This is a genomic window from Verrucomicrobiales bacterium, assembly GCA_016793885.1.
Lineage (GTDB): Bacteria > Verrucomicrobiota > Verrucomicrobiia > Limisphaerales > UBA11320 > UBA11320.
The window spans coordinates 17,724-43,392 of sequence record JAEUHE010000004.1 but is presented as its reverse complement, the minus strand read 5'-3'; the positions used below and the strand labels follow the sequence as shown (position 1 = coordinate 43,392).

At 58.5% G+C, this 25,669-nt stretch carries 15 protein-coding genes; 8 read left to right on the top strand and 7 right to left on the bottom strand.

Annotated elements, in window-relative coordinates; genetic code table 11:
• The first annotated feature begins 115 nt into the window (after positions 1-115).
• Positions 116-1,144 carry a transposase gene (locus JNN07_00730; GenBank protein MBL9166245.1) on the top strand — a complete coding sequence of 343 codons (1,029 nt, stop codon included), beginning with the start codon at positions 116-118 and terminating at the stop codon, positions 1,142-1,144.
• A gap of 271 nt (positions 1,145-1,415) precedes the next feature.
• Here JNN07_00730 and JNN07_00725 read toward each other — a convergent pair whose 3' ends face one another.
• Positions 1,416-3,071, bottom strand: coding sequence for an arylsulfatase (locus tag JNN07_00725; GenBank protein ID MBL9166244.1), 1,656 nt, complete (start codon positions 3,069-3,071; stop codon positions 1,416-1,418).
• Positions 3,068-4,444, bottom strand: a complete 1,377-nt coding sequence (locus JNN07_00720) for a sulfatase-like hydrolase/transferase (GenBank protein MBL9166243.1) — start codon at positions 4,442-4,444, stop codon at positions 3,068-3,070. Before JNN07_00720 ends, JNN07_00725 begins: the two co-directional genes overlap by 4 nt.
• A 135-nt stretch (positions 4,445-4,579) precedes the next feature.
• Here JNN07_00720 and JNN07_00715 point away from each other — a divergent pair, with 135 nt between their 5' ends.
• Positions 4,580-6,559 (top strand): hypothetical protein, encoded by a 1,980-nt coding sequence (locus tag JNN07_00715; protein MBL9166242.1) that lies wholly within the window; start codon positions 4,580-4,582, stop codon positions 6,557-6,559.
• 32 nt (positions 6,560-6,591) lie between these two features.
• Here JNN07_00715 and JNN07_00710 read toward each other — a convergent pair whose 3' ends face one another.
• Both JNN07_00710 and JNN07_00705 read right to left on the bottom strand, forming a co-directional pair.
• A complete protein-coding gene (locus JNN07_00710; protein ID MBL9166241.1) occupies positions 6,592-8,358 on the bottom strand; it encodes a PD40 domain-containing protein in 1,767 nt (588 codons plus the stop codon).
• 471 nt (positions 8,359-8,829) lie between these two features.
• The gene (locus tag JNN07_00705; protein MBL9166240.1) at positions 8,830-10,194 is read right to left on the bottom strand and encodes a Gfo/Idh/MocA family oxidoreductase; all 1,365 of its coding nucleotides are present in this window, start codon (positions 10,192-10,194) and stop codon (positions 8,830-8,832) included.
• Between the two features lie 62 nt (positions 10,195-10,256).
• On the opposite strand from JNN07_00705, the gene JNN07_00700 reads away from it, so the two are divergent.
• Together JNN07_00700 and JNN07_00695 are read left to right on the top strand one after the other, a co-directional pair.
• Positions 10,257-10,874: a sel1 repeat family protein gene (locus JNN07_00700; GenBank protein MBL9166239.1), complete on the top strand. Its 618-nt coding sequence runs from the start codon at positions 10,257-10,259 to the stop codon at positions 10,872-10,874.
• Positions 10,871-11,065 (top strand): hypothetical protein, encoded by a 195-nt coding sequence (locus JNN07_00695; protein ID MBL9166238.1) that lies wholly within the window; start codon positions 10,871-10,873, stop codon positions 11,063-11,065. Before JNN07_00700 ends, JNN07_00695 begins: the two co-directional genes overlap by 4 nt.
• Before the next feature lie 89 nt (positions 11,066-11,154).
• On the opposite strand, the gene JNN07_00690 is transcribed toward JNN07_00695, so the two are convergent.
• Both JNN07_00690 and JNN07_00685 read right to left on the bottom strand, forming a co-directional pair.
• Positions 11,155-11,484: a DUF3817 domain-containing protein gene (locus JNN07_00690; protein ID MBL9166237.1), complete on the bottom strand. Its 330-nt coding sequence runs from the start codon at positions 11,482-11,484 to the stop codon at positions 11,155-11,157.
• 71 nt (positions 11,485-11,555) lie between these two features.
• Positions 11,556-13,589 carry a cation:proton antiporter gene (locus tag JNN07_00685; protein ID MBL9166236.1) on the bottom strand — a complete coding sequence of 678 codons (2,034 nt, stop codon included), beginning with the start codon at positions 13,587-13,589 and terminating at the stop codon, positions 11,556-11,558.
• Between the two features lie 466 nt (positions 13,590-14,055).
• On the opposite strand from JNN07_00685, the gene JNN07_00680 reads away from it, so the two are divergent.
• The 3 genes from JNN07_00680 to JNN07_00670 all read left to right on the top strand — a co-directional run bounded on the left by JNN07_00680 (position 14,056) and on the right by JNN07_00670 (position 22,536).
• Complete coding sequence (locus JNN07_00680; GenBank protein MBL9166235.1) at positions 14,056-14,832, top strand: sigma-70 family RNA polymerase sigma factor; 777 nt, start codon at positions 14,056-14,058, stop codon at positions 14,830-14,832.
• A gap of 84 nt (positions 14,833-14,916) precedes the next feature.
• Positions 14,917-18,066 carry a protein kinase gene (locus JNN07_00675; protein ID MBL9166234.1) on the top strand — a complete coding sequence of 1,050 codons (3,150 nt, stop codon included), beginning with the start codon at positions 14,917-14,919 and terminating at the stop codon, positions 18,064-18,066.
• Between the two features lie 399 nt (positions 18,067-18,465).
• Positions 18,466-22,536, top strand: a complete 4,071-nt coding sequence (locus tag JNN07_00670) for a hypothetical protein (protein ID MBL9166233.1) — start codon at positions 18,466-18,468, stop codon at positions 22,534-22,536.
• Between the two features lie 628 nt (positions 22,537-23,164).
• Here the strand turns inward: JNN07_00670 and JNN07_00665 are convergent.
• Positions 23,165-24,073 carry a cupin-like domain-containing protein gene (locus JNN07_00665; protein MBL9166232.1) on the bottom strand — a complete coding sequence of 303 codons (909 nt, stop codon included), beginning with the start codon at positions 24,071-24,073 and terminating at the stop codon, positions 23,165-23,167.
• A gap of 403 nt (positions 24,074-24,476) precedes the next feature.
• Here JNN07_00665 and JNN07_00660 point away from each other — a divergent pair, with 403 nt between their 5' ends.
• The gene (locus tag JNN07_00660) at positions 24,477-25,556 is read left to right on the top strand and encodes a hypothetical protein (GenBank protein MBL9166231.1); all 1,080 of its coding nucleotides are present in this window, start codon (positions 24,477-24,479) and stop codon (positions 25,554-25,556) included.
• Positions 25,557-25,669: the final 113 nt, after the last annotated feature.

Here is a 25,669-nt window from a genome sequence, read left to right as displayed (position 1 = left end):
AGGAGAAGGGACAGGCCTAGGTTGGGTGTGGCAGCTCCACTCCCGCATGATTGCTGAATTGTTGGTAAAAAGTCTTGCGCAGACCTGAGGGGGCGTGATCAGTTACGGCCGCTTTATGCGCCAAGGACGCCTAAAGGTTCCCCTCAGCCACGCGGTGGGCTACTATCACTGCATGTCGCGAGTGGTGGACCGACAATTCATATTTACGGAGGACGAGAAGGAGCGGCTGCACACGATCATGCGTGATGCGGAGATCTTTTGCGGGGTGAAAGTGTTGACCTTTGGCTTTATGGACAATCATTTTCACCTGGTAGTGGAGGTTCCGCGGCGGCCTCAACTCCTGCCCTCGGCTGAGGAGCTGATCGGCAAACTCAAGCAACTCAAGCATCCCCCCGATATCCAACGGATCGAGCGGCGGATTGCCAACTATCGACAGCGCCAGGATGAGGAAGGGGAGAAGCGCTTCTTGGGGAAGTATTGGGCGAGGATGTGGGACATCAGCCAGTTCATGAAGGAGGTCAAGCAGAGGTATTCTCAAAGCTACAACCGTCGGCATGAGCGCAAGGGGACTCTATGGGAGGAACGGTTCAAAAGCGTTGTGGTGGAGGGGGACGAACTGGCGCTACTGATGGCCGGACTTTACGTGGATTTGAATTCGGTGAGAGCTGGGAAGGTAAAAGATCCTAAGGATTACCGGTGGAGCGGGTATGGCCGGGCGGTAGGGGGTGATGGTCGAGCTCGGGAGGGGATTCGAAGGCTGGTGGAGTCAGCGGGTAGACGGCCAGGAATAAGTGAGGAGGAGGCCTTGAGGGAGTATCGGATGGCGCTTTACCGGACGGGGGATGAACAGCGGGAGTCGTTGGACCAGGCGGGTAAAGCAGTCAGGGGAGTAATCGATCACGGAGCGGTGCTGGAGGTGTTGAGAAATGAGGGAAGACTGGACATGGTGGACTATGTGACCTGCCGGATCCGGTATTTGAGCGATGGGGCGGTGTTAGGAGGTCGACGGTTCATGAAGGAGTTGATCGAGGGAAACCAAGGACGGATAGGTGTGAGGGTGAGCGATAGGGAGCCTCCCAGGGTGGCGGGGTTGAGACAGGAGTTGTATTCACTGAGAAAACTAGGGCGTGAGATCTTTGGGTGAGAGGTGGATCGGGGCGAGGAACCAGGGAACGAGCAAGGGGAGAAGGTAAAGGATGAGCTGGGCAAACCGCCAGGTTTGGCCGCTAGGAGACTTCAAGCGATTCGAACGCAACGGCATCCAGCCCGTTGGCTGGGCTCGAATAACCGCAGGCAATCAACAACACAGGGCTGATGTCCAAAAGGGGCACACATAGGCACTGTGTTCAGAGGACCACTAAGTGAGGCCTGTCCCTGGCCGTTCGTGGTTTGGTCTTGGGAGTGGGGGGCTCGGTTTACTGGACTCGGCCTGCGGAGGGCGTCGTGGGATGCTTGGAATCGCTTCGGGCAGTCATGGTATGGTTCGAGGTCATCCGCGACCAAATGAGGCTTAGCTCCTTCAGCTTTTCCGGTTTAATCTGAGCTAGATTCTGGGTCTCGGTTCGATCGACGCTGAGATGATAGAGTTCCCAGTCTCCGTTGGCTCCGGAGGCGACTATTTTCCAATCACCAAGACGTAGAGCGCGGTTGTTCTCGTGGAGCCACCAAATGGCAGGGTGATCCACGGCACGGTCATGGTTCAGCACCGGGAGGAAGCTCACTCCGGGCGGCCGCGGAACTGGTTCCCCATTCCATGTGTCCAGGGATCTGCCGCCCGCGACTTCGAGCAGAGTAGGAACCAGGTCGACAAGATGGCCCGGAGAGTGACGGAGCGTTCCTCGGCTCGACAAAGGTATCCCTTGCGGCCAATGCATAATGAGCGGGGTCGAAATCCCTCCCTCATGGACCCAGGTTTTATGACGGCGAAAGGGGGTGTTCGCCATCGTTGACCATCCAGGCCCGAGGCTGAGAAAAGTCGCCCCCGTACCACACACCGCTTCGGTATCGTGCCCATCTCCCCGCACCATCATCTCAGCGCTCGCGCCGTTATCCGAAAGGAATAAGAACAAGGTGTTCTCCCACTGGCCCAAGGAGCGGACTCGATTCATGATCCTTCCGATCTCCTGATCCATGCGGTCAACCATAGCAGCGTGAACTGCCATCTTGTCGGCCTGGAAACGACGCTGCGGCAGAGTGAGACTGTCCCAGGAGACTGCACGGTTCACCTCGTTGGATCCGAGGGTGGTGATGGCCTCAGGGAACGCATAAGGGGGGCCGACTTCGCGCTCTGGCGCGGACAGGTGGCCATCCACGAGGCCCATGGCTCTGAGGCGCTGCCAGCGCTGTTCCCGCAATTTATCCCAGCCGCTGAGATACCGGTCTTTATACTTGGCCACATCCTGCTCCGGAGCCTGGAGTGGGAAGTGAGGGGATGTGTACGCTACAAAGCTAAAAAAGGGTTGTCCCGGTTGGGTCTGGCTGTGCAGGTCCAAGCATTTTAGGGCATGGTCGGTGATGGCCGTGCTGGTGTAGTAACCGGTCCCGGGCTGGACCGGCGGAAGCGGTTTGTCGTCCTCAAAATGCAGTTTCGGATAAAAGTTCCGGTCGTGGTCCTCCAATCGGTAGGAATGGGAAAAGCCCTGTTGTAAAGGAGCTCCGTCCACGTGCCATTTTCCTGAATGATAGGATCTATAGCCAAGGGGCTTCAACATCTCTGGCAGCAGTCTGGCCCATGAAGGACGAATCCCTTGTCCACCACTGCGCACACCGGGAACGGCGTCCCGCCGAACTTGTTGGGCGTAGTATCCGGTGAGCAAAGCGGCCCGCGATGGCCAGCACCGTGCGGTGTTGTAAAATTGAGTAAATCGCAGCCCTCCGCTGGCTAGGCTATCGAGATTGGGAGTTTCGATCTCACTTCCATAGCTACCAAGATCTGAGAATCCGAGGTCGTCAGCAAGGATCAGGACGATGTTCGGCTTCTGTGATACTCGATTCGCCACAGGAGCCGCGGCGGTTGCTAGCACCAGGATGGCTACATAACAGGGTAGAGAAATGAGAATCAGGGGGTTCATCGTTGTAACGGTGGCTGCCACGGCGTTCGCCCGCCGCGTTGAATGTGACTACGCAAGGCCGTTCCAAGCTCGGCCGCCTTTGCTCGTTGTGTCTTGATCAGGTCATGCCTTTCGAAGGGATCCTCACGCAGGTTGTAGAGTTCCATGGGGAGAGATGGTGAGTTCTGCAGCAATTTCCAATCTCCTCTGATGAGTGCCTCGTAGGTTTTCCCACCATAGGTGGATCCTCCTTCCCGGCGTACAAAATATAAATCGCGCTCAGTTGCCGGTGGGGGCCACCCTTTGATTAAGGGGAGCAGGCTCACAGCATCCAGCCCGGGAGGCATCCTCAAGTTTGCCGCCTCCATTAGTGTCGGAAATAGGTCGAAAACAAGCCCGGCATAGGCACTGCGAGAGCCAGCGGTCGCCGTGCCTGGCCACCGAATGATGAAGGGCACCCGCAAGCCTCCTTCATAGTGGTCTTGCTTGCCTCCCCGCCACGGTGCGTTGCTTTGCGCGTGAGCCTTCGATCCTCCGTTGTCCGCGCTGAACGCAACCAGGGTGTTATGGGCCAAGCCGCTCTGGCGCAGCGTTTCCAGCACCCTTCCAATGCCGTCGTCCAAGTGCTCGATCAGGGCAACATTGCGGGCGCGCGCTTCGGTCAACTCAGGACTTCGATTTTTCACGCGTTCAAGCCATTCAGCCGGCGGTTCCATCGGAAAATGGGGCGCATTGTAAGCGACATAGAGGAAGAATGGCTTGCGGCTCTTGGCCTGGCTCTTCAGGTAGTCGATAGTCCACTGGGTGAAAAGATCGGTCGCATGGCCCACGGGTCTGATCGGATTCCCGTTGAGCCTCATGTAATTGACGCCATGCCGAAGATGGTTGGTGTAGTTGTCCATCATGTCGCCCAGAAATCCTTGAAAGTGATGAAATCCATGTTCGTTTGGGAGGTTTGGTGAGTTCAGACCCAAGTGCCACTTCCCAACCATTGCGGTGCGATACCCGGCAACTCGTAGATGGTGCGCCAGGGTCGCGGACTGAGGTGCGAACCAGCCCCAGGAGTCCGTGGGGTCTGAGCGGATGACGCCCGGAACCCCAACTCGGTCCGGGTAGCACCCCGTCAACAGCGCCGCTCGCGAAGGAGAGCAGACGGTTGCGTTGGCCCGCATGTGTGTGAAAAGCATGCCCTCGTGCGCGAGTCGGTCGAGGTTGGGCGTTCGCACGTCGGACTCACCATAGGTAGATACATCTCCATAACCATGGTCATCTGTTAGGATGATCAGGAAATTGGGGCGTGATGAGGCAGCCTGGACTTCCCGAGTGCGTCCAATCCCGAGAATACCAAGGCCCAGGAAAAGGCTGATCCACGTTCGCACTAGCACAGAGGGCATACGGAAGCTATGACGGATCACGCACCGGGCGTGCGAGCCAAATTCGCGGGTTCGTTGCCCGCTTACGCAGCTTGCCCGCCAGACTTATGTCTGGGAGGATTGTTTTAGCCCTGCTGACTTGTGGGTAGGATTCTTATGAAAACAATTTTGCTCTGGGGATTTCTGGCCAGCGCGGTGGGTGCTGCGGAATTGCCACTTCGATTGTCGAATGTAATGCCTCCCTGGAAGGACGTCGCAGTCCCTCGTAATCTGCCGATTACCGTGTTGCCGGCGGTCGAGCATCGTGGGTCGCCGGTCGACTCGATTCTTCCGTCCATTTGGAAGGTCGCCAACCGTTTGGAATTCCACGCGGGGCAAGTTGTGGCGGTGTTGGGTACACACCCGAGCCGGGTTCCGCTTCCCGATGTTTTGTGCTCCGTGACCAATGGCAGCGGGGGGGAATGGATCGGGACCGGTCAGGGTCTGTTTGAAGCTCGTTCCGATCCAAGTATCCCGATCCGTCACGAGCATTACGGATTAGGAGGGCCGTTGGCCACTCGCATCACCGGGTTAGCCGTCGATTCGAAGGGGGTTTTATGGGTGGGAACTCCCCTTGGGTTGAGTCTTCGCGCCGTTAGTGGTGATTGGACCCACGTTCGTGGACGTGATGGATTGCCCGTGGAGGAGGTTACCGCCCTGGCCATGGATCCTCAGGACAACCTATGGATTGGCACCACGAAAGGAGCCATTCTGCACCGTCCATATGCTGAAGGGCGACGCTGGTGGTATCGACAGGGTTTGCGGTATCTCCCCGGGGATCGAGTTCGTTCAATCCAGTTGGCTCCCGGCGGGATGCCTGCGTATTTCCTGACCGATCAGGGTGTTGGCAAGATTGAGGCTGTTGAAATCCGGTTGGAGGAAAAGGCCCGAGTGATGGAGGCGCGGCTCAACGAGCGGCACCGACGACTCGGGTTGGTGGCGGATTGTGTGCTCGATGATGCGCGTCGTCCTCAAAATTGCTTGATTGAGGATGATGACAATGATGGCCTTTGGACTGCGTATCATGTCGCGGCGATGTCGCTCTGTTTCGGGGCTACTGGCGAGGAAGGCGCTCGAGGTTCCGCGCGACAGAGCATGCATGCCCTGTATCGTCTCCAAAATATTTCAGGCAAGCCTGGGCTTGTGGCTCGCAGTATAGTTCCTGCTGAAATTGGCCGAACGAAGTCTGCCCAATGGCGACCCACTTTGGATGGTGCAGTCTATTGGAAAAGCGACACCTCGAGCGATGAGATTGATGGTCACTATCTTGCGTTCCATGTCTATTTCGAGCACATCGCCCGTCATGATCCGGTTGAACGGGAGCTTTGTGTCCGTCAAGTCCGAGCGATCACGGACTACATTGTGGACAACAATTATCAGCTGATCGATTGGAATGGCAAGCGAACGCGTTGGGGATTTTGGAATCCGGAATCGCTCAACGGAGTTCCAGAGGACTATCTAGAGAACGGGTTGAACAGCTTGCAGATTCTTTCCTTTCTCAAGGTCGCACATTCGATCACGGGCGACTCGAAATACTCACAGCACTACCAGAAGCTGATTCACGAGCACGGCTACTTGAACAATGTCCTGCTTTCAAAGAAGGTTTTTCCTGATGAGGAGAATCATTCAGACAATCAACTTGGCTTTGTGGCTTGGTATCCAATTCTGCAGCTGGAGAAGGACCCGCGCTATCGTGCGGCACTTCTTCAGGCCGCACGCCGTCACTACACGCTCGTCAAGCGTGAGAAATCCTCGTTCTACACGTTCGTTTACGGGAGCGTGGACCCGGGATTTGTGGATTTGCCCGGTGCCATCGAAAACTTGCATCAGATTCCTACCGATCGTCGGACCTGGCGGCAGGAGAATAGCCATCGTACGGATCTAAGTTTTTCGTCACGACGGAATCGTTTCGGACACCGAGTGCTGCTCGAGGCGTTGCCCGCTGATGAGCGGTGTTTCAAGAAGTGGAATGCGGATCCATTCCTTCCCGATGCGGGTGGGGACGGGCGGTTGGAGGATGACGGTGCGGCGTTCTTGCTACCCTACTGGATGGGTAGATTTCATCGATTGATCGCTGAAGCTGAAACTAAACCTTGAGTGTTTTGGACCGCCCAGTTTCGCAGGTGAGGTTAGCGGTTGGGTGATTTAAGTGTTTGGACGATGAAACGTATCAGCTCCTGGGATTGGAAGAAGCCCTCCCACATATTGTGGTCCTGGCCTGGTGGTACAATGAGTTGCATGCCGCCTCCCAGAGCCTCGTAGCGGGCCTTCAGCAGGCCAGAGTTTGCGTCGAGCGGGACTACCGTGTCTTTATCCCCGTGAATGGCAAATAGTGGAATTCTGGCTTGGGCCAGCGCCTGAAGGTTCTCGATAGGGTTATGGGTCCCCAGATGCTCCTTCAGTTCCGATTCGCTGAGATGATAGGCTCCGCTGGCTCGCGCCAAGCCTGGATAGCTTACGAGATTGCATACGGGATAGATTCCGGCAAAGCCACCTACTTTGTCTGGGTTGTTGACTGCCCAACTCAGGGTCATCAGTCCCCCACGGCTCCGTCCCAGAAGCACCGGCTTGTGATCATACCCACGCTTTTGAACGAGTTCTTCATAGAGCTCGGAGAACAACGTCTGGCCATCGGGGCTGCCGTATGATTCCCCTACGTCTATGCCTGCAATGGCGATATCCTCTTTCAGGAGTTGTTCGAACATCCATCGCTCTTCCTTTCCGGGCAGGTTGGTAAGGGTGGGCGCGTACCAGACCCAGCGCTTGGTCCTGGAGAAGCCAGGATCCGGTGGAGCTATCAAGAAAGCCTCGTGTCCTTTGATTCTCATGGTTGTCCCCTTCAACGGTAAGACTTTCGACGGGGTCTTGGTCGCCTTAACACTTGGCCTCCAGTGCGGCCACATGGCGGCATGGCCTGGTTGGAGATGAGTGATTCGGCGTTCGGTGTGATCTGCCAGGCTCATGGTGTAGATTTGTCGGACCCCCTGCCGCTTGGAACCAAACAGAAGCGATTCTCCATTCGGAGCAGGTTGGAGATGGTAGTGCAAGGTTCCAGGGGCCGACTTCGTAAGCTGCTTGATGGTCCCATCTAGGCTTGCCTGATAAATTTCTACACTCTGGTTGGTTTTGGCAGTGTAGAAGACCATGTGGCCATCGATGGACCAGACCGGCACATCGCTGCTTCCTTCGTGAAAGTCGGGCACATCCAGAAACAAAATCCATCCCTGGTATCCGTTGAGATCCGCTAGTTTTTTCAACCCTGTGCCGTCACGTTTAACCACATATGGATGGCTGTTGCCTCTTACCCCGCTTAGGAAGAGCAACCAGTTGCCGTCGGCAGACCACTGAGGCCCGAAGTTGAAGCTGTTCCCCGTTTCGATGCGGCGCTTTGACGATCCATCCTGATTGGCAATGAAGATCTGATAGTCCTCATGATAGCTGATCAGCTGTCCGTCTGGCGACGAGCTGTATCCGTAGGCAAAACCGGCCTCCTTTCCCGAAACGTCCTGCTTGTTGCGTCCATCCAGGTCCATCACGAACGGCCTAGAACGACCATTCATCAAGGGGGTGAACCCCAGTCTCTTACCATCCGGCAAGAAGAACAATCCCCCGTTGTAGTGACTTACCCGATCGATTCCCGTGACGTTTGCGAGTAGTCCCGATTCGAGATCCAGGAGATAGGAGTCCAACGCCCATTGGCCTGGTTCCATCCGAAAGCTCTTATGCTCCTCCTCCCAGCGCGCGTTCTCAGGGCTTTGCCATCCCCGCGAGATGATCGCTTGCTTCCCATCGGGCGACCAACCGGCGAATTGGGTCCAAGCATCGGGCCCATCAACCAGCGTCCCCGCAACGATCCGATTTGCCGTCCCGTCGAGGTTGGCTACGGAGGCTCGCATGGTTCTGACGTTCGCATGGCGTCCCCCCGGCAAGTCGGTACGCAGCTGGGTATACCCTATGAGGGCTTCTGGTCCGCTTGCGTGGGGGGCCAGGACTGCCTCGGATGCAAGGGCTGCGGCAAGGGGATTAATCCAGGCTAGACACGCGATTATAGCGGCAAGTTGCTTGACCATAGAAGTTTGTATATAAAATTGTTGCATCGGGTTTGATGCCCCGTCCCGTAGCTCTCTCGTGAAACCAGATCGAATCAGAGGAGTCCCTCGTGTTCCTTCCTCGCGGGCCTGAGCTTGAAGTTGGCATTCGTCCGATGAGGCCTGTCCCTGATCGATCCTTTTCCGGATGAACCCGATCTGGTTGGCGGGCAGAGTTCGAATCGTTGTCTGCGAGGCAGGCTTGGAAGAGGCCTGTCCCTGCTGGGATGGGGCGCTGCGGGACACGGGCTAAGGTGCATGGGGGATGGAGGATTGGGTTTAGACGGTTTCTGGGATCCGGTAGTGCTTTCGATAGTTGGGCTTCTGAAGCTGGTTCGCGGCTTCGCTGTTCGTGAAACGTTCAGTGGCACCATCAAATAACAGCTGCGTCTGGCCAATCCGATAGGACGTGTTCGCTAAGTGCACCAGGCACGCAGAGAAATGGGACTGCTCGATGTCGGCGTTGGGTCGCTGGCGAGAACGCAGGCAATCGATAAAGTTGGGCTGGTGCCACTTGTCAGGGAAATAGCCCTTGTCCTGAGCTACAATTTTTCCGCCTTCCTCCATAACCTGCCAACCACATCCGTGTCGACCGAGATACATCAAGGCTTTGGTCCCATAAATCTCCACCCGGGTCGCACTCGTAGGCCAGTGCGGCCATTTGTCACCATAGCGAACTTCGCTCGGGAACTTTCGCATATAGCCAGTGGCGTTGCCGCTTTCACAAGTCATGGAGAAGTCTCCGTAGTCGTATGTGATACATTGGAATTCAGGAACCTCCCGCCGAGAACCGAAGGCATAGTTGCCGCCTACGCATAGGACTGACTTGGGATGGCTCGGATCTCCAAGAACCATTCGGGTCAAATCCAGTTGATGGCTTCCATCGTCTACCAAAGCCCCTCCCTTATAATCCCACCAGGGGTGCCAATCGAGATGACGGCCCGCATTGTATGGCCGGTAAGGAGCCGGCCCGAGCCAAGCATCCCAGTCGAGCCCAGCGGGAGCTTCGCTGTCTGGCTTGGGCTCCCATTTGCGGCCCTCCAGCAAGTTATACACTTTGACGTGGACAATCTTTCCTAACTTGCCGGTTTGAATGTACTCGCGGGCGGAAGCAGCATAGGGACCGCTGCGATTCTGAAAACCCACCTGAACGATGCGTTGATACTTCCGCGCGGCTTCAATCATCTTCCGGCCTTCCCAAACGGTGAGAGAGGGGCTTTTCTCGACGTAGACGTCCTTCCCAGCTTGGCAGGCCCAAATCGTTGCCAAGGCGTGCCAATGGTCGGGCGTGGCAATCACCACTGCGTTCACCTGGGGATCCTCGAAAACCCGTCTCATGTCGGTGACCCGTTGAGGGGCACGCCCTTGATTCTTCTCCAATGCCTTGGCCAGATCGCCTCCACGATCCTGAGAGACATCACAGATATACCTGAATTCCACGTTGGGTAGCTTGCTCATGGCGTTGGCGTGGCTTGCGCCCCGGCCTCCGGCGCCTATGAGGCCCAGAATCACCCGGTCGCCAGGAGAGTTTTGGGCGTGGCTGCGCCCAGGGCTCACCAGCGATGCGGACTGAGTGGCCAGCGCGGCGCTGGTGAGGATCGAACGGCCTACGAATTGACGTCGAGTGAGAGTGGAGGGTTTCATGGCGGGGTGTTGCTGTTGCTGGGCTAGCTTGGGTGAATGGACCCAAAATTGGAATTCGGAAAATGCTGCTTGTTATCCCCTTGGATCGGCAGATCCTCAGGAGCATGGGCTTGATGTCTTGGTATCGACGGTTGTTTCAGTCCGCACCGACCGGTGCGGGGGTAAAGGCTACCGAGGTTGCCGCGGAAGCGGGTGATCCGGATGCGCAGTTTGCCATGGGTTTACACTACAGCAGCGGAACCACTGCCGCGCCTCAACTGGACCAAGCAGCTCATTGGTATCGGAAGGCGGCTGATCAAAATCATCCCTTGGCGCAGTTTAATCTGGGTCAAATGTTTGCGCACGGGCAAGGGCGGCCGCAGGATGATGTGACGGCAGTGCACTGGATTCGCCGATCTGCCGAGGGGGGCGATGCGGGGGCGCAATTCAACCTTGGGTCCCGCTATCACCGTCACAGCGTCGGCACCGACTTAATGGACCATGCGGAGTCGCGGATTGAGGCGTACAAGTGGTATCATCTGGCTGCAGGGCAGGGCTACGATGGCTCGGCCTTGCAGTGTGAACGGTTGGCTTTGGGTATGACCCGCGAAGAAGTGACCGATGGAAACGAGCGGGTCGCGGCTTTTTTGATCCGCCCCGTTTCGGCTGAGTTTCCCTCCAACCCCTTGGCCTCATCGTGACAAAGTGGGCAATCATTTTGGACGAGGGAGAAGACCAGTATTCCCTCGAGTACGAGGATACCCTGGGGCGGAAGAATCGGATGAGGCTGGACGCACAGACCTATGAGCGGGCGTTGCGTGAAGCTCGGTCCTATTTGGGTATCGATCAAAACGAGCGTGACGAGGCGGGCGATCAGTGGGTGGTGGAGTAAGGGATGGGTCGGTTCCGACGGCCCTCTCTCCGTGAACTCTTAGGTTTCTCTGGAACTGGTCTGTTCTGCGTCCCTTCAGACGTCGCGGCTTATGCGTCCTTCCGGCCACCTGGGAACTCCGATTCCCAAACCCGCATTCGCCGATCAAGCCAGAACGGCACGAACGGAATCAGGGAGGCCACAAAGACCAACATTGCCCGTGTGAGCGGCCAGCGGGCAACCACGAGCGCGCGCAGCAGGGCTGCGCAAAAAACCACGAATAGCGCTCCGTGGATCGACCCCACGATCTTGACGGCCAGCGGGAGGCCCGCCCAGTATTTCAGGGGCATGGCGATGCCCAGCAGCAGCAGGTAGGAGATACCTTCAGCCAGCGAGATCTTTCGCAGCATCGAAATTGGATTGGATCCTTTCGGTGACATGGAGCGTCATGGTAGCACAATTCGAGAGCGGGGCACAAAACTATTTGGGCATCGGACACGGAACCTAGGCTTTAACCGGAGAGGTGTCGGGTGGCTGACTCGAGTTGTTCCTGGGTGCCCAGCAGCAGCACCTGATCATTTTCGCGGAGTTGCACTTCGGGACCGGGATTGACCACGCTTTCCCCCGCGCGCTCGATGGCCACAATGCTGGCCCCGGTATGGGTCCGAATCTGGAGATCGCGGATGAGCTTTCCGACGGCAGATGAACCTTTGGGGATTTCGACCTTACCCAGGTCTGCCTCCCGGAGCAGCGAACGCAGTGGGTTGGCGGCGGTCTCGCGAGTAGCCTCCTCGTCCTCGGCCGCTGGTTGAGACAGGGTTTCCTGCAGTGCAGCTTGGGCCGAGGCATACACCTTGATAAACGAACGCCGCAGCACCCAGCTAATCAGGCCGGCAGCCAGAAGCAACCCAAGGAACACTTTGAACGTGGGCAGCAGTGCCGAGCTTAGGACAATGACGTAGAGGCCCAGCACCACGGTGCCCGCCATGGGAATGACGGCGGCGACCACCGATCGAACGGCTTGCGTGCGTTGGCGGTCGGAGAGTTCGGTAATCTTGGTCTCGGCGATGAGCAACCCCAGTGCTTGGAGCTTTCTTGACGTGGCAATGAACATCGGCAGGGAGAGGATCACGGCAAGCAACCAGAGAACCGCCCTAAGCCAGTCCTCGCCGATCTGAAGTTGACGAAGCCAGCCGGGAGGGTTCTGCGCGAAGAACGACACCGCGATGAACACCGCCGCTATGAGGGCGGCATTGAGAGCCATCTGAGCCATCCAGCGACGTCGGAGGCGAGTGGCCATGTTTGAGTGTCGCTGGCCGAGCCGGCCCAACCATTCGGTGTAGAGTTCGAGCGCATGGACCAGGGGTCTCGGCGCTATGCGGTCGAACTGATTGATCACCCCATCGGCGCTCTTGATCAGGTAAGGGGTGAGCAGGGTGGTGAGGGCTGAGACGGCGACGGCGACCGGGTAGAGAAACTTGCTGGTCACGTTCAGAGTGAGGCCCAGCGAGGCGATAATGAAGGAGAACTCACCGATCTGCGCCAGCCCCATGCCTACGCGGAGAGAGGTCCTAGTGTCGTGTCCTCCCACGAACGCCCCGAAGGAACAGGCGATGATCTTTCCGACCACGACGGCCACAGTGATGACGAGGATCGGGATCCAATACTCCTTCAGCATGGCGGGGTTGATCAGCAGCCCGATCGATACGAAGAAAACGGCGCTGAACATGTCCCGAACCGGCTCGATGAGTCGCTCGATCTGGTGAATCTGGCGGGACTCGGCAATGACAGCCCCGATAAGGAATGCGCCCAGAGCCACGCTATAGCCGAGCTTTGCCGCGAGCAGCGAATAGCCGAAGCACAGGCCAAGCACGGTAATCAGCATCATCTCATTACTTCGAAACCGCGCGACGTATGCCAGCAGGCGGGGGACAGCCAGCAGCCCAGCGACCAGCGCGGCGACCAGGAAGATGGCGAGTTTGCCCAAGGTGAGTCCCACTTCCTCCGCATGGAGGCCTCCGGTCATGGCGATGCCTGAGAGCAGTGCGAGCATTGCGATGGCGAGGATGTCCTCGATGATCAGAATGCCGAAGATGAGCTGAGCGAAGCGCTCCTTGGTCTTGCCCAATTCGCCGAGCGCCTTGACGATGATCGTGGTCGAGGAGATAGACAGGATCGCCCCAAGGAACAAGCTATCCATGGTGGACCAGCCAAAGAAGATGCCGATCTCGTATCCCACCCAAACCATGAGAAGTATCTCCAGGAATGCCGCTATGAAGGCGGTGCCTCCGACTTCCTTGAGCTTGCGCAGGCTGAATTCCAAACCGAGGGAGAACAGGAGGAGAACCACTCCCAGCTCGGACAAGGTTTTGATCGTATCCTCCTCGTGGATGAGCGGGTAGGGAGGGGTATGCGGGCCGATAATGACTCCGGCGAGGATATAGCCGAGAACCACTGGCTGCTTAAAACGATGGAAGAGAATCGTGACCAGCGCGGCCACGATCATCACCATCGCCAAATCCTGAAGAAACGTAACGTGATGCATTTGGTATCCCCGGGGCTCGACCGCGAGGCGCTCTGCCGCCGCGTCGTTCGCGCGCCGGTCTACTCTAGGGGCTCCACTTGACCAACGCCAGAAGACTCGTAACGAGAGGGCTTGGGGGGGCGGAAAAGCTATAGAGGGCTCACAGCATTACCCACAAGTTCGGAGTGCTTCGGTCCCTATCCCAACGGGATTCTAGCATTTGGTCGAAGAACTTGTGGGTAATGCTTAGGGAGGGCTGCAGCACTCCCACGCGTCAAGCCCCTCCCGAAGCGTCTGGGTCTGCTGCATCCCGCCACAGCGTTTCACGACCCGACGCAGTCGAGAGCCTCAGCTGTTGTGCCAACGCCGGACCTGGAATCAATACCCAGGCGCTGCCCCTTTTGGTGTATTGCGTTGCGTTTGGCGTGGGGTGAGCGGCCACCCCCCCTTGCCGAGGTGGAGGGAGCGTGGTAGAAGCTGACTACGAATGTTAACGGCAAATGAGTTTGCGAATTCTTTCCGGGCTACGGCCGATGCGATCCCGCCGGGAAGGCGGATCTTTGCGACGACGCATTGGACTGTGGTGCTCAGCGCGGGCGAGTCCGATTCGGTTACCTCTCGTCTGGCACTGGAGACTTTATGCCAAGCCTACTGGGCTCCCATCTATGTGTATGTGCGTCGCCGAGGGTATGGCCCCGATGATGCCGAGGATTTAACTCAGGAGTTTTTTGCCCAGCTTATTGCGAAGGATCAAGTGCGTCTGGCCGACCGAACCAAGGGACGGTTCCGGACCTTTTTGCTGGCCTTCCTGGACTATTTCTTGGCTCGGGAATGGACGCGAGCGCATCGGCAAAAGCGTGGGGGTCAGTTTCGATTCGTTTCACTGGATGGGCCGGAGCTTGAGGAGCGTTACCAGGCGGAGACCGTCGACCCGGCGCGAACTCCGGAGAAGGCGTTTCTCCATCAGTGGGCCTTGACGGTGCTAAGCCAGGCGATGAAGGCCTTGGAGGCTGAGTTTAGGTCCGATGGACGTCAGCGTCTCTTCCAGGAACTCCGCACCCAGCTATCGGGGGATCGCGGGGCTGCCTCGGCGGCTGAGTTGGGCCGGAGGTTGGGAATGGGGGAGGGGGCGGTGCGGGTCGCTGTTCATCGCCTTCGCCGTCGGTTTGGCGAGCTGTTGCGCCAGGAGATTCAGCAGACAGTGGCTTCTCCGGAGGAGGTGGATGAGGAATTGCGGTATCTACGGCGGGTATTGAGCGAGTGAACGGGTGGTCTTGAGTCGACAACCTTTTGGTAACGTTTCTGCTTTTTGAGAGAACAGTTGAGTGAACCACTGTCGCGTCTGAGCATGAGCCAAGAGTTCGTCAACTGCTCCTCCTGTGGACTACCCGAGTCTCACTGGATGGATGGGCTGTGCCCCATCTGCCTTTTGGACTTGGGCGATGCCAGCGGGGATGGCCTTTTTCAGACTGATGGGGCTGGCGTGGAGGCCCTGCGGCGTCGTTTGGGAGATTATGAAATCCTGGAACTGATAGCCCGAGGAGGCATGGGGGTCGTGTATCGGGCTCGCCAGGTGAGTTTGAACCGCGAGGTCGCCGTGAAAGTGCTGCTGGGAGGCGCCTTTGCCAGTGAGGCATTTCTCAGGAGATTTCAGCGGGAGGCGGAGGCTGCGGCCAGCCTGAGCCACCCGAACATTGTCTCGATCTACGAGGTTGGAGAGAGTGAAGGGCAACCCTTCTTCTCCATGGAGCTGATTACGGGCAAGAGTTTGGCCGACTTGAGCCGGGACAACTCACCCTCTCTGGGTTCCTCGGTGGGGCTGGTCAGGACTTTGGCTCAGGCGGTGCAGTATGCGCACGAGCGCGGGGTGCTGCATCGCGATCTGAAGCCGTCCAACATTCTGGTGGATGACGATGGCCAACCGCATATCACGGATTTCGGTCTGGCGAAGCGGGTGGCAGAGGATTCGGAGCTTACGCTGCCGGGACAGGTCATGGGTTCGCCCAACTATCTGGCTCCGGAGCAGGCCAACGGTGGAAGCGGTCCGTCCGGACCGGGGTGCGACATCTATTCCCTGGGGGCCATTCTTTACCATCTGCTCACGGGGCGTCCTCCGCATCTGGCAGAGACTGTGGCCCAAACGCTGCGCCTAGCGGTGGAGGCTGATCCGGTAGCGCCCCGACTGTTGAATCCGTCGGTGTCGCGGGACTTGGAGACCATCTGTCTGAAGTGCCTGGAGAAGGCGCCGGAGCGTCGTTATGGCTCGGCACAGGTGCTGGCGGATGAGCTAGGACGCGTCTTGCGGAAGGAGCCCATCCAGGCTCGTCCGGTGAGCTGGTTCGAGCGGGCCGCCCGCTGGTGTCGGCGCAAGCCGGCGTTGGCAGCATCGATTCTGGCAATTATTCTTCTCCTGGTGGCTGGCGGCTGGGGGGCGTCGCTGGCGGTAGTGCGCATTCAGAGCGAACGTGATGCCGCCGAGTCGGCTCGGTGGCAGGAGACCCGTCTGCGGGCGCGGGCGGAGGCGGCGGAGAGGACAGCTCAAGACCAGCTGTACGGGGCTCTTCTGGGTGAGGCTCGAGCTACAGTGCGCAGCGGCTCTTTGGGGCAGCGTGTTCAGGCCTTGCAGGCGGTGCGCTCCGCGGCGGGGATCTCCAACTCGGTGGAACTCCGTCGCGAGGCATTGGCTGCGTTGGCGTTGCCCGATCTGCGGTTCGATCGGGAGATTGCCCTCAGCCCGAGCTGCACTTTCGCCGTGCTCGATCCCGGCTTCTTGCGGTTCGCTGCTGGGGACGGAACCAACGCCATCGAGATTCGTTCGGCCGCCGATTTGCATCTCACCTCTGCCTTCCCATTGCGAGGCGGTCAAACGGTTCTGAGCGCGCGTTGGAGCCAGGACGGCCGCTTTCTAGGCGTGAGGTTGAAGCCACCTGGTAGTTCGAGTTCGTTTCGTGTCCAGGTATGGGATGTGGACGCGCAGCGACTGCTGCTGGAGCTTCCTCAGACCCAGTTCGGAGCGTTCTCTTTTCACCCTTCCTTGCCGCAAATACTGGCTGATGCGGGCGAGAGCCAGGCGAGCTTGTTTGATTTGGAACGAGGGAAGGTTATGGCGACCTTCCCTATTCTGGGTTCGATTCATCACCTCGAGTTCGCCCCCGGCGGACGAAGCTTTGTGGCGCAGCATCGGGTCCATCGGCCATGGTTCACCACCATCTTTGACCTCTGTTCGGGAGAGGTCGTGAAATCCAAGCTGACGGCTTGGGTTGACAGTCTCGCGTGGCATCCCAGCGGCCTCTCCCTGGTGGCCGGTGCTCGCAATGGTGAAGTCCATGTGCATGACCGGATTTCCGATGACACCCGCCCGATCGGCCGCCACAAAAATTCTGTTCGCTCCGCCGTCTTCAGTCCGGACGGAAACTTTCTGTTCACGGGCAGCGACGAGCGGGAGATCGTTGGCTGGGACTACCGGACCCAGCGTCGCGCCCTGACGGTTCCGTTGCGGGGAGAGCAGATCCAATTCCGATCGGACGGGCGGCGGTGGGCGACATGGACCCGGACCGGGCTGCGGATCTACACGCCAGAATTCGTCACCCCCCAGCGCGAGTTGGTTGGCCATTTAGGAAATCGTTTGAAGCACGTCTCCTTCTCCCCGGATGGCCGTTGGCTTGCGGCGGGTGGGTTGAGTCGGGTCGGTTTGTGGAGTTTGGACACGGATGCGCCCCCGATTTTTCCTCTGGAGGATGAGCATTCTCGTCCCTTGTTTTCCCCTGACAGCCAGGAGCTCTGGTGCCATTCGCGCCGGGCGTTGGCCCGGTGGCGGATTCAGCGGTCGGTTGGAGGTGGTACTGCTGCGCCCCTCTTGACTCCGCTTCGCGTGCCTGAAGTCGACCGTGTTTACTGGGCACAATTCACCTCCAATCGCTTTGTTCTCTCGGTTGAGTCCGGGTTCGTTAGTTCATCGATTGGCGCTGCGGAGCTGGATGTTTGGAGATCCCCCTACCTGGGTCTCATGGTAGGAATCGTCTCGCCGGACGGGGAGTGGATGGCAGCCCGGCGGCGGACTGGCGTGGAGATCTATCGGGTGGCGCCCTGGGGAGAAAGCCAGTGGGTCGACTTTAGGATGAACGTCATTGCTCATGCCTTTGTCCCCGATGGCAGCGAATTAGCGGTCACCAGCCGAAGTGGCGTCACCTTCTTGGATGCCAGGGAATGGAGGCCAGTGCGGTCCCTGAGCCTCCCCTTGGAGCCGAGTTCTGAGCTTCTGTTTGAGCCTGGTGGCGCGGGGGTATGGTTGACGCAGGACGTCTTGGATTCAGGGCTTTACGGCATCCGCAGCCTCGAGCCCTGGCTTCAACTGCCGGCGGGGTATGCTCCGCGGGCGGTGAGCGCAGACGGCCGGTTTTTGGCGGTGACAGTGGATTTGGAGAGGTTACAGATTTGGGACTGGCAGCTTCTGCGCCAACAAATGGTCGAGCTTGGTGTGGATTGGCCAAGCCGCTGATGGTGGCCTTGAGCGCGTCCGTTGCCCTTCCAAGGGAGAAACCCTTCGCGCATTTCTTGTAACGTTTCTCCAACGGCGTGGGAGAGGAGTGTGAAGTATTTGAGCATCACGTGCGGAACCGGAATTCGCACACCTCAGTACGCATCACCAACGGATTGTTACTGTCCTATGAACCAGCACAAAACGAGTCGTCCATCGAAGAATCCTTCTCCACAGAAACAAAAAGCAACCGAGCTCTGTCCCCAACGTCCGGCACCCTTGGGGAACTCCCGACCCACGCCACGCCATCTGCCGTGGATTCAACCGAATGTTCCTCCGCGCTCCACGCCTTGCGGGAACGTGCTGAGATGGGAGTTGTGCACATTGGCTCTGTGGTTGGGCCTATTGTGCGGCGCCCTGATGCCTGGACGATCGTCGGCGGCTTCAGGCCTGCTGAGCATTCCTGGAGCGGTTCGGGTGATGGTAGAGCCGGTGGAAGCGGTTGCTGATGGCGCGGGGTGGTCAGTCGACGGAGGGGCATTCCAGTCATCCGGGACGTCGGTCACCAATATGGGAGCGGGGAATCATTCTCTGACCTTCCAGGATTTACCTGGATGGGTGGAGCCATCACCGGAGGAGGTGATGATCATAGGGGGGGGCGAGACCGGTATCACGGTCAGTTATCGACGTCTCCCACGGTTCTATTTCCGGGAGGTACCGGAGCAACGCGTGCGCATCGGGAGCCGGCTCGAGCTGATCGTGCACACGGACAATGCGGATGATCCGGAGAGTCCGGGGCCAGGTGCGGCTTTGCAGTTGGTAGCGGTTCCCAATCCGGTGGGAGACCTCGAATACGATCCGGCCAGCGGCCGGATCAGTTATCTGCCGGTTTCAAGCGATCGGCTACCCTTTGAGGTTCGTCTGGTCACTCCGCGGGGTGTGGTTGGGAGCTTCGAGGTGACTCCGCTTCGATCTTTGACTCCGGAAGACTCGGTGTTGCAGTACGAGCGGCCGATGCCGGATGACACCAGCCGGGACTACATGCAGATCAGCGAGATACCTCGAGGGGTGGTGAGCTTCAATAATGCGACAGCGGAGACCTATGAGGTGAGCATTTCGGGACAGACACTGGTTTTCGCGGAGGATCATCCGGCGGGGCTTCTGAGGCAGTTCAACCGTCGGCGGAATCTGCGCCGGGTCAACCTTTATGCGGACAAGATCATCATTCGGCATCCATTGGTTTTGCCACAGACGGAGGTCGTCATTCGGGCGCGTGAGCTTCACTTTGAAGGCGAGGGTCGCATTGACACGACGCCGCTCGCACGGACAGCGCGTCCTGCGGGGGCGGTGTGGGGCGACAACCTGAGCGTGGGAAACCCTGGATATTCCGGTCATGACGCTGGGGATGTGACGGTCCATGTGGAAAGGTTCTTTTCGAGTGACAACGCTTCGAATCGTTTCGTACTCGGCGGCGGCGACGGGGGTCCCGGGGGAGAGGGGAGGGATGGGCGCAATGGCGAGGAGATCGAGTTTGGGTCAGCTGATTGGACCAACTTGACTGTGCGTGCTGGGATCGAAATCTGCGGATTTCACGGGCAGTCTGCCGTCCTGATGTATTGGAGGGAGACGCTCAATGGAAGGACGCTATCAGTATGTGGAAACGCGGTGCCGGCAAAGGGGGAGAACGGGGTGCCTGCCGGGGTTCCCGGAACTGGTGGGCGCGGTGGCATTCTGCGGTCCACTCTGAGTCTTGGTGAATTCGCGGTTTTGGCGGGAGGCGCGGCTGGGCCCGTTGGAATCCAGTATCAGGGCGGCGCACCGCTGACCAACCGGTTTATACACCGGGTGACCAATACTCGAATAGTGAACGGGGCCGAGAAGGTCACCAACGAGGACAAAACCGCTGACAAGCAACCGGGACTAGCGGCTGCTCCTCCGGCCGGCGTCGCTGGGCAGCCGGGGCGAGTGGAGCTCTTGCCAACCCCGGGATCATGGTTGCACTCCTATTCCGTTCATAGCGTCGTTCAGTACGCCAAGGATGCCTACCTGAATGGCCGCTTCGAAGAGGCTCGTCGAATCCTGGGGCAGTATCGTGAGTTGCTGCGAGCGTATGAATCCGCCGAGTTGCCGACCTCGCTTACGACGGAGGAGCAGTTTTCGGAGGGACTGAATCTGGGTCAGCTTCAAACTGAGATTGGCAGTCTTATCTATCGTCTCGACTCGAACCTCGACTATTTCGGAAATCCTGCGGGGTGGGTGCCGATGCTCTCCTTTGAGGCTAATCTGCTGGCGTTTCAGAATGAGGTGAACCAGTCCGTCCCCATCCTGTATTTGACCTATTGGCTCAACCATGCGGCCACCAACCTCCAGGCGTCCCTGGTGGCGACGGAGCAGGCGCGTTCCGGACTGGAAGCGGAACGCGATCGGCTGGAGACGGAGTTCGACGAGGCGCAGTTAGCCATTCCTCGCCTGAAGAGTCACGCTGAGAGCCTGGCATTCCGGATCTCGATGACGACCAGCAACATCGCCAAGAGGCTGGCTGAGCTGGAGGATCGGGCGCGGCGGAACGTGCGAGAAAGGCATCGGGTTCCTGCCTGGAAAAAGATTGCTGGGGCGCTATCGGTTGTTGCTCAACTCGTCCCGGTTGGTCAGCCGGCGGTGGGTATCGTCGGGGCGGGCCTGGGCTTGCTAGCCCAGGTGGACACGGAGCATCCGGTGGAGAGCGCCAAGGCGCTGGCTCCCCAGGCGATGGAACTATCGACCAACGTAAACATTACGTTCTGCTTCAAGACCAATGCTCCTCCTGCCGAGGAGACCTCCGGTTTGGTTGCACTGTCGGAGGAGGCCAAGGAGACACGCAAGGAGCGGCTCAAGCGTTTGGGGCAGTGTGCCAAATTCGCGGGCAGTAAACTCGAGGAGTTGGCAGCCATTTTCAAGACCGCCAAGGTGGACAGCGAGGAGATGGCAGCCGAACTCGAGAAGCTGAAAGCCGCGGATGTGGACATGCAGGGCATGGCCGAGGAGGTTGAATCCTTGAGCGCGGAGAAGGAGGCGTATGCTCAGGAGCTGGCTGGATCCCTGCAGCTGGTGAGCGCGTTCAACAGCAGCATCGCCCAGAACCTGGTGGCGACGCACGAGCTGGAGGATCGGATCAGCGCGCGGTTGAACGTCCTGGACCATGGAGCGTTGATGCACATCAAGGAAATGGAACGTCGCGCGCGGGATCGAATGGTGAAATACCAGTATCTTCTGGCGAAGGCTTACCAATATCGGCAGCTCCGTCCGTTCAACGGGAACCTGCAGCTCAATCGGCTGTTCGTTCGCTTCCAGCAGCTGGTCGAAGCGAATACATCGCATGTTCTTTCCGCGGCCGATTTTGAAACGCTCAAGGGCATTTTTATCAGCGAGCTGCGCGACCTGGTGGCTCAATCGCTCGACAATGTGAATGCGCCATCCCGTTCGCTGCCCAAGAGCTATCGGCTCAGCACCCAACAGCGCCAGCAGCTGAATGAGCAGGGGTTTGTTTTGCTCAACTTAAAGGAGCTGGGCCTGATCAATGCGGGTGATGAGAATGTGCGTTTGGCTGATCTGCGGACCCGGGTGCTGGCGGCTCGACCTGACGGCCCGATCGGATCCTTGGCGTTGATGCGCTTGAATTACGAGCATCAGGGTGACTCACGGCTGACCACCGGGGGACGAACCCTCCTGTTTCGGCACTATCAAAGCGAGAACGTGAATCCCATCACATGGAGTGCCATCCATGACGGCCAGACCGGCCAGACGGTGAACAGCACACTCAGCGCGGCGCAGCAGTCCCTGATCGGCGTGCTGCTGGGACAACTGCCGGTGCCAATCACGGACGTCGTGTTCTACTCGTTGCCGGCTGCCCATGCCGAGATCCTGCTCACCAAGCAGGTAACCAGCGACAACGGAACCGACTTCATCATCGACGATCTGCTGTTTGAGATTCAGTACGACTACACACCCACCCGAAGCAATGTTCGTGAGTTGGCCGTCAAGGTATCAAAGGACCTTCAACCCGTCATTACTGTCAGTCAGTCCGACGTGAACAACCGGCAGGATGGGCAGGGAGATTTTCTGCGAGTCTTCACGCCCTTCTCGCAAGTCACACTCGAGGCTCCGAAGGAGTATGGCCGGTATGCCTTCGATCGCTGGGTGATCAACAATCAGCCCCAGGCCGCCGCTGCGACGGCGGTATCGTTGCTGCTGCTGGACAACACCTCGCTGGAGGCTCGCTACCGGCTCAAGGCGAGCGATCTTGTGCTCACGCCAGTCCCGTCTCCTTCCGGTCAGCTCCGGTTCGAGTTCGTTTCGGAGCCGGGCAGCAGCTATGTTCTGGAAGGGAAGGCCAATCTGAGCACAGCGACCTGGTCGACTCTTGAGACCAGGGCAGGTGATGGGAGTACGCTCCAGTTCACTCGGGATACAACTGGGCCTGCGGTCGGGTTCTTCCGAGTTCGAGTCCAGTAGACACGCAGCGATGCTGCTAAGTTGCGATCGGGGTGCCTGGGAAACCGAGCACCCCGGTTTTCGTTACCGCCCATGCTCTAGTGCGCTTTGCGTTGCAGATGACGAATGTGGAGTGCGGTAGCGCTCTCTGAGCTTTACCTCCAAAAAGCCGGACTAGACCAGATGCAGGAGATGCTCACTTCTTCGAACGAGTTCCTGAATCCGCGGCCGGGAACCCGCAGGGTTCAAAGAGATTCGCCGGGGCGTGGGGCGCCGCGACCCCCCCCCGGTCTGTCGCCCCTCTGTTGAAAAGCACCCTGAAAGGCGTGCTACCGGTCGGCGAACGGACTGTCGAACTGCTTAGGTTCCTTGAGTCGGGTGATGGAAGTCTCAGAAGCCGGTGGCATCGCTGCGCGATGCTCCGTCATTTTAACAGTCCCGGGGGTGCGAGCACCCCCGGCTACATCTCTTTGAACCCTGCGGGTTCGGGCCCTGCCGACAAAGTGAGAAACGTTAGCGTTGCCCAACTTGTCTATTGGGGGTAAAGACGAAAGCCGTCGACCGCATTTCCGGGACCCCGGAGGGGGATCTCGTCTGCTCTCACTCGGAATGAATCACACTCTCATTCCCGGCCAGGCCTCGGTGGTCCTTACTTTTTGCGACCGAGCGACTCGGTCCACATTTTTAAGGCGCCTACCGCACGCACGTAGGCGATGTAGGGCCGGCCTAGGATCGGCTTCTGGCGGTAGGCCACTTTCGACATAAAGTCTGTGACAAAGTCCCAGTTCGTCGCATTTGCCACGTCGATGCCAAGAGTGATGGAGAAGCTAAGCATCCGAGCGCTATGCCACCAGCCACACGGTATGAACAAGGTATCGCCCGCATGAACTTCCGCTTCGATGCGCGTGGCTTGAGGAAAGAGAGGGAATCGTGTGAGATCCGGCCGATCCAAGTCGTTCAGCTCGGAGCTGAAGAAGTTGCCGCCTTTTTTGGCATAGAGAAACGGGGTATCCTGAGGCGAGAAGAGCACCAGCAACTTTCGGCCGTAGACTTGACTGAGAAAGCTGTGTGCACCGGGCGCATCGAAATGAAGGTAAGGGAAAGATCTGCCGGCTCCTCCGATAAACAACTCATAATCGCCTCCGCCCATCATGAGCTTGAGTTTGCGGAGCAGGACGAACCCTGCGCTGTGGTACCAGTTGGGAGTGCAGCAATCTGGCATGGGGCTCAGGTCTGAGAGGAGCTCCGGGTAGGCCTCGTGGACCACGATGTTGCGATAGTAAGGCGCCGGGTTGTCCGGAGTGGATCTTTCGGCCAGGTCGATGATCTCGGCGAGGGAGTGGGTCTTCCGGTCGATGGTCACTTGTCGGGTCCCGTATCTTGTACGGAAAAAGTCGGGCGACCATTTTTTGAGGGCTGGCCAGTCCTTGATGGCATCCTCCAGAACAACGGGTCGGCGTGGAATCGCGTGCTCCTCAATAAACTGGCGATAGGACAACCCGCGACGCCGCTCCAGTTGGAGCACCTTCTGGGTGGAGAGGGAGGGGGCAGGGTCCATTGTTGAGGTGGATGGTGTCGATGAAGTAGCCATGGCTAGGTGCAGGTTTGGATTGCTGCTGGAGCTGGAATCACGTTCGGATGCAGATTCGCTGCGGTTTCCAACACTTGGGTTAACTGCGACGAGTTTGGACCCTCACAACTCGTTCCGGGGGTAATTTCGATGCACCGTGTATAGAGGCGTGGGCTGGGCTTAGGCGAGTCTATTTTTGTTGGACCAGCATCAGCCATCAACCATCAGCCGATCCCGAGGGCCTGAGCCTGGTGATGGGGGGATTCTCTGAGGGGGCGGGCAGAGTTTGCCGCGTGGTGAGGCGTGGTTCCTGGGAGGGAGCTGATCGCGCTTGGAATGGTGCAGCGTCGTGATAAGGTTTTCGAGTTCCCTCGATCTCCACTAAGAATTCATGAAACGACGAACGATTGGTTCCCCCTTAATCCTGGAAACCCAGATGAAGCCTGCCCCCAGTCAGTTGTGGGCGATGGTGGTGGTGATCACATTTGGCTTGGTCTCTGGCAGCCTTAGCGGCGCCGCTGGGCTTCCTTCCGGGCCGGGACTGGCATCTCAGTATCCTGGCGACGTTGGGCTTGCAGGCGATCCTCGGGTGGTTCAGGTGGAGGCGTTTGAACAAGCAGACGTGGCGACGTTGGCGGCCCAATGGGAGAACGTAGGAGCGAAGCGTGATCTGAGTTTCGCGGACGACGTTCCGCTGGGCAGCTCGGGCAGGCACTCGCTGCTGATGGACCGGCAGAGTGGGCCGGGCGGATCTCTCTATCGGCGCCTCAAGAACACCAAGGGCGGCTTCGGGTATGATCGCATCTTCGCCCGCTATTACGTGAAGTTCGCCACGAACTCGGGTGAATTGCATCATTTTGGGGCATGTCTGGGCGGCAGTTTTCCGGCGACCCCTTGGCCCAGTGTGAAGGCTGGAATCCGTAACGATGGCGCGAAGTCATTCTGGTCCGGAATTGAACCCTTTGGCAAAGCGTGGACCTGGGATTTCTATACTTATTGGTGCGAGATGCGTGGAAGTCCGCCGCGCGGTCAAACCTGGGGCAACAGCTTCATCCATGATCCCAAGCTCAAGGTCGAGAAGGGGCGCTGGATATGCATCGAACAGATGATCCAGATGAACGATGTGGGTGAATCCAACGGGGAGCAGGCTTTATGGATCGATGGCAAACTCGTTGCCCATCTCGGGAAAGGATTTCCCAAAGGCCGTTGGACTTTCGACAAGTTCGAGCCGGGTAAGGGTGGCAATGGGGTTCGTTGGAGCGATGCCAAGGGGGATCGGGAATATATTACCGTGCCGGAAGGTGGCGCCCCTTTCGAGGGCTATCGATGGCGAACCGTGCCCGAACTGAAGGTGAACTATGTCTGGCTCTATGTGTTTACCCAGAAGGAGTCCGGGCATCGAATTCAGGTTTGGTTCGATGACGTGGTGGTAGCTACCGAGTATATCGGACCGATCTTGGCGAAGCCGTGAGGGAGAGCGGGTGTTTTTGGAAGTGGGAGAGATTTAGGGTGAATTCAGCGGGTGATTCCCGTGATGGTGCGGGCTGTCAGCCCTCAGCGAGTGTGGGGGGAAGGAACCTGGGG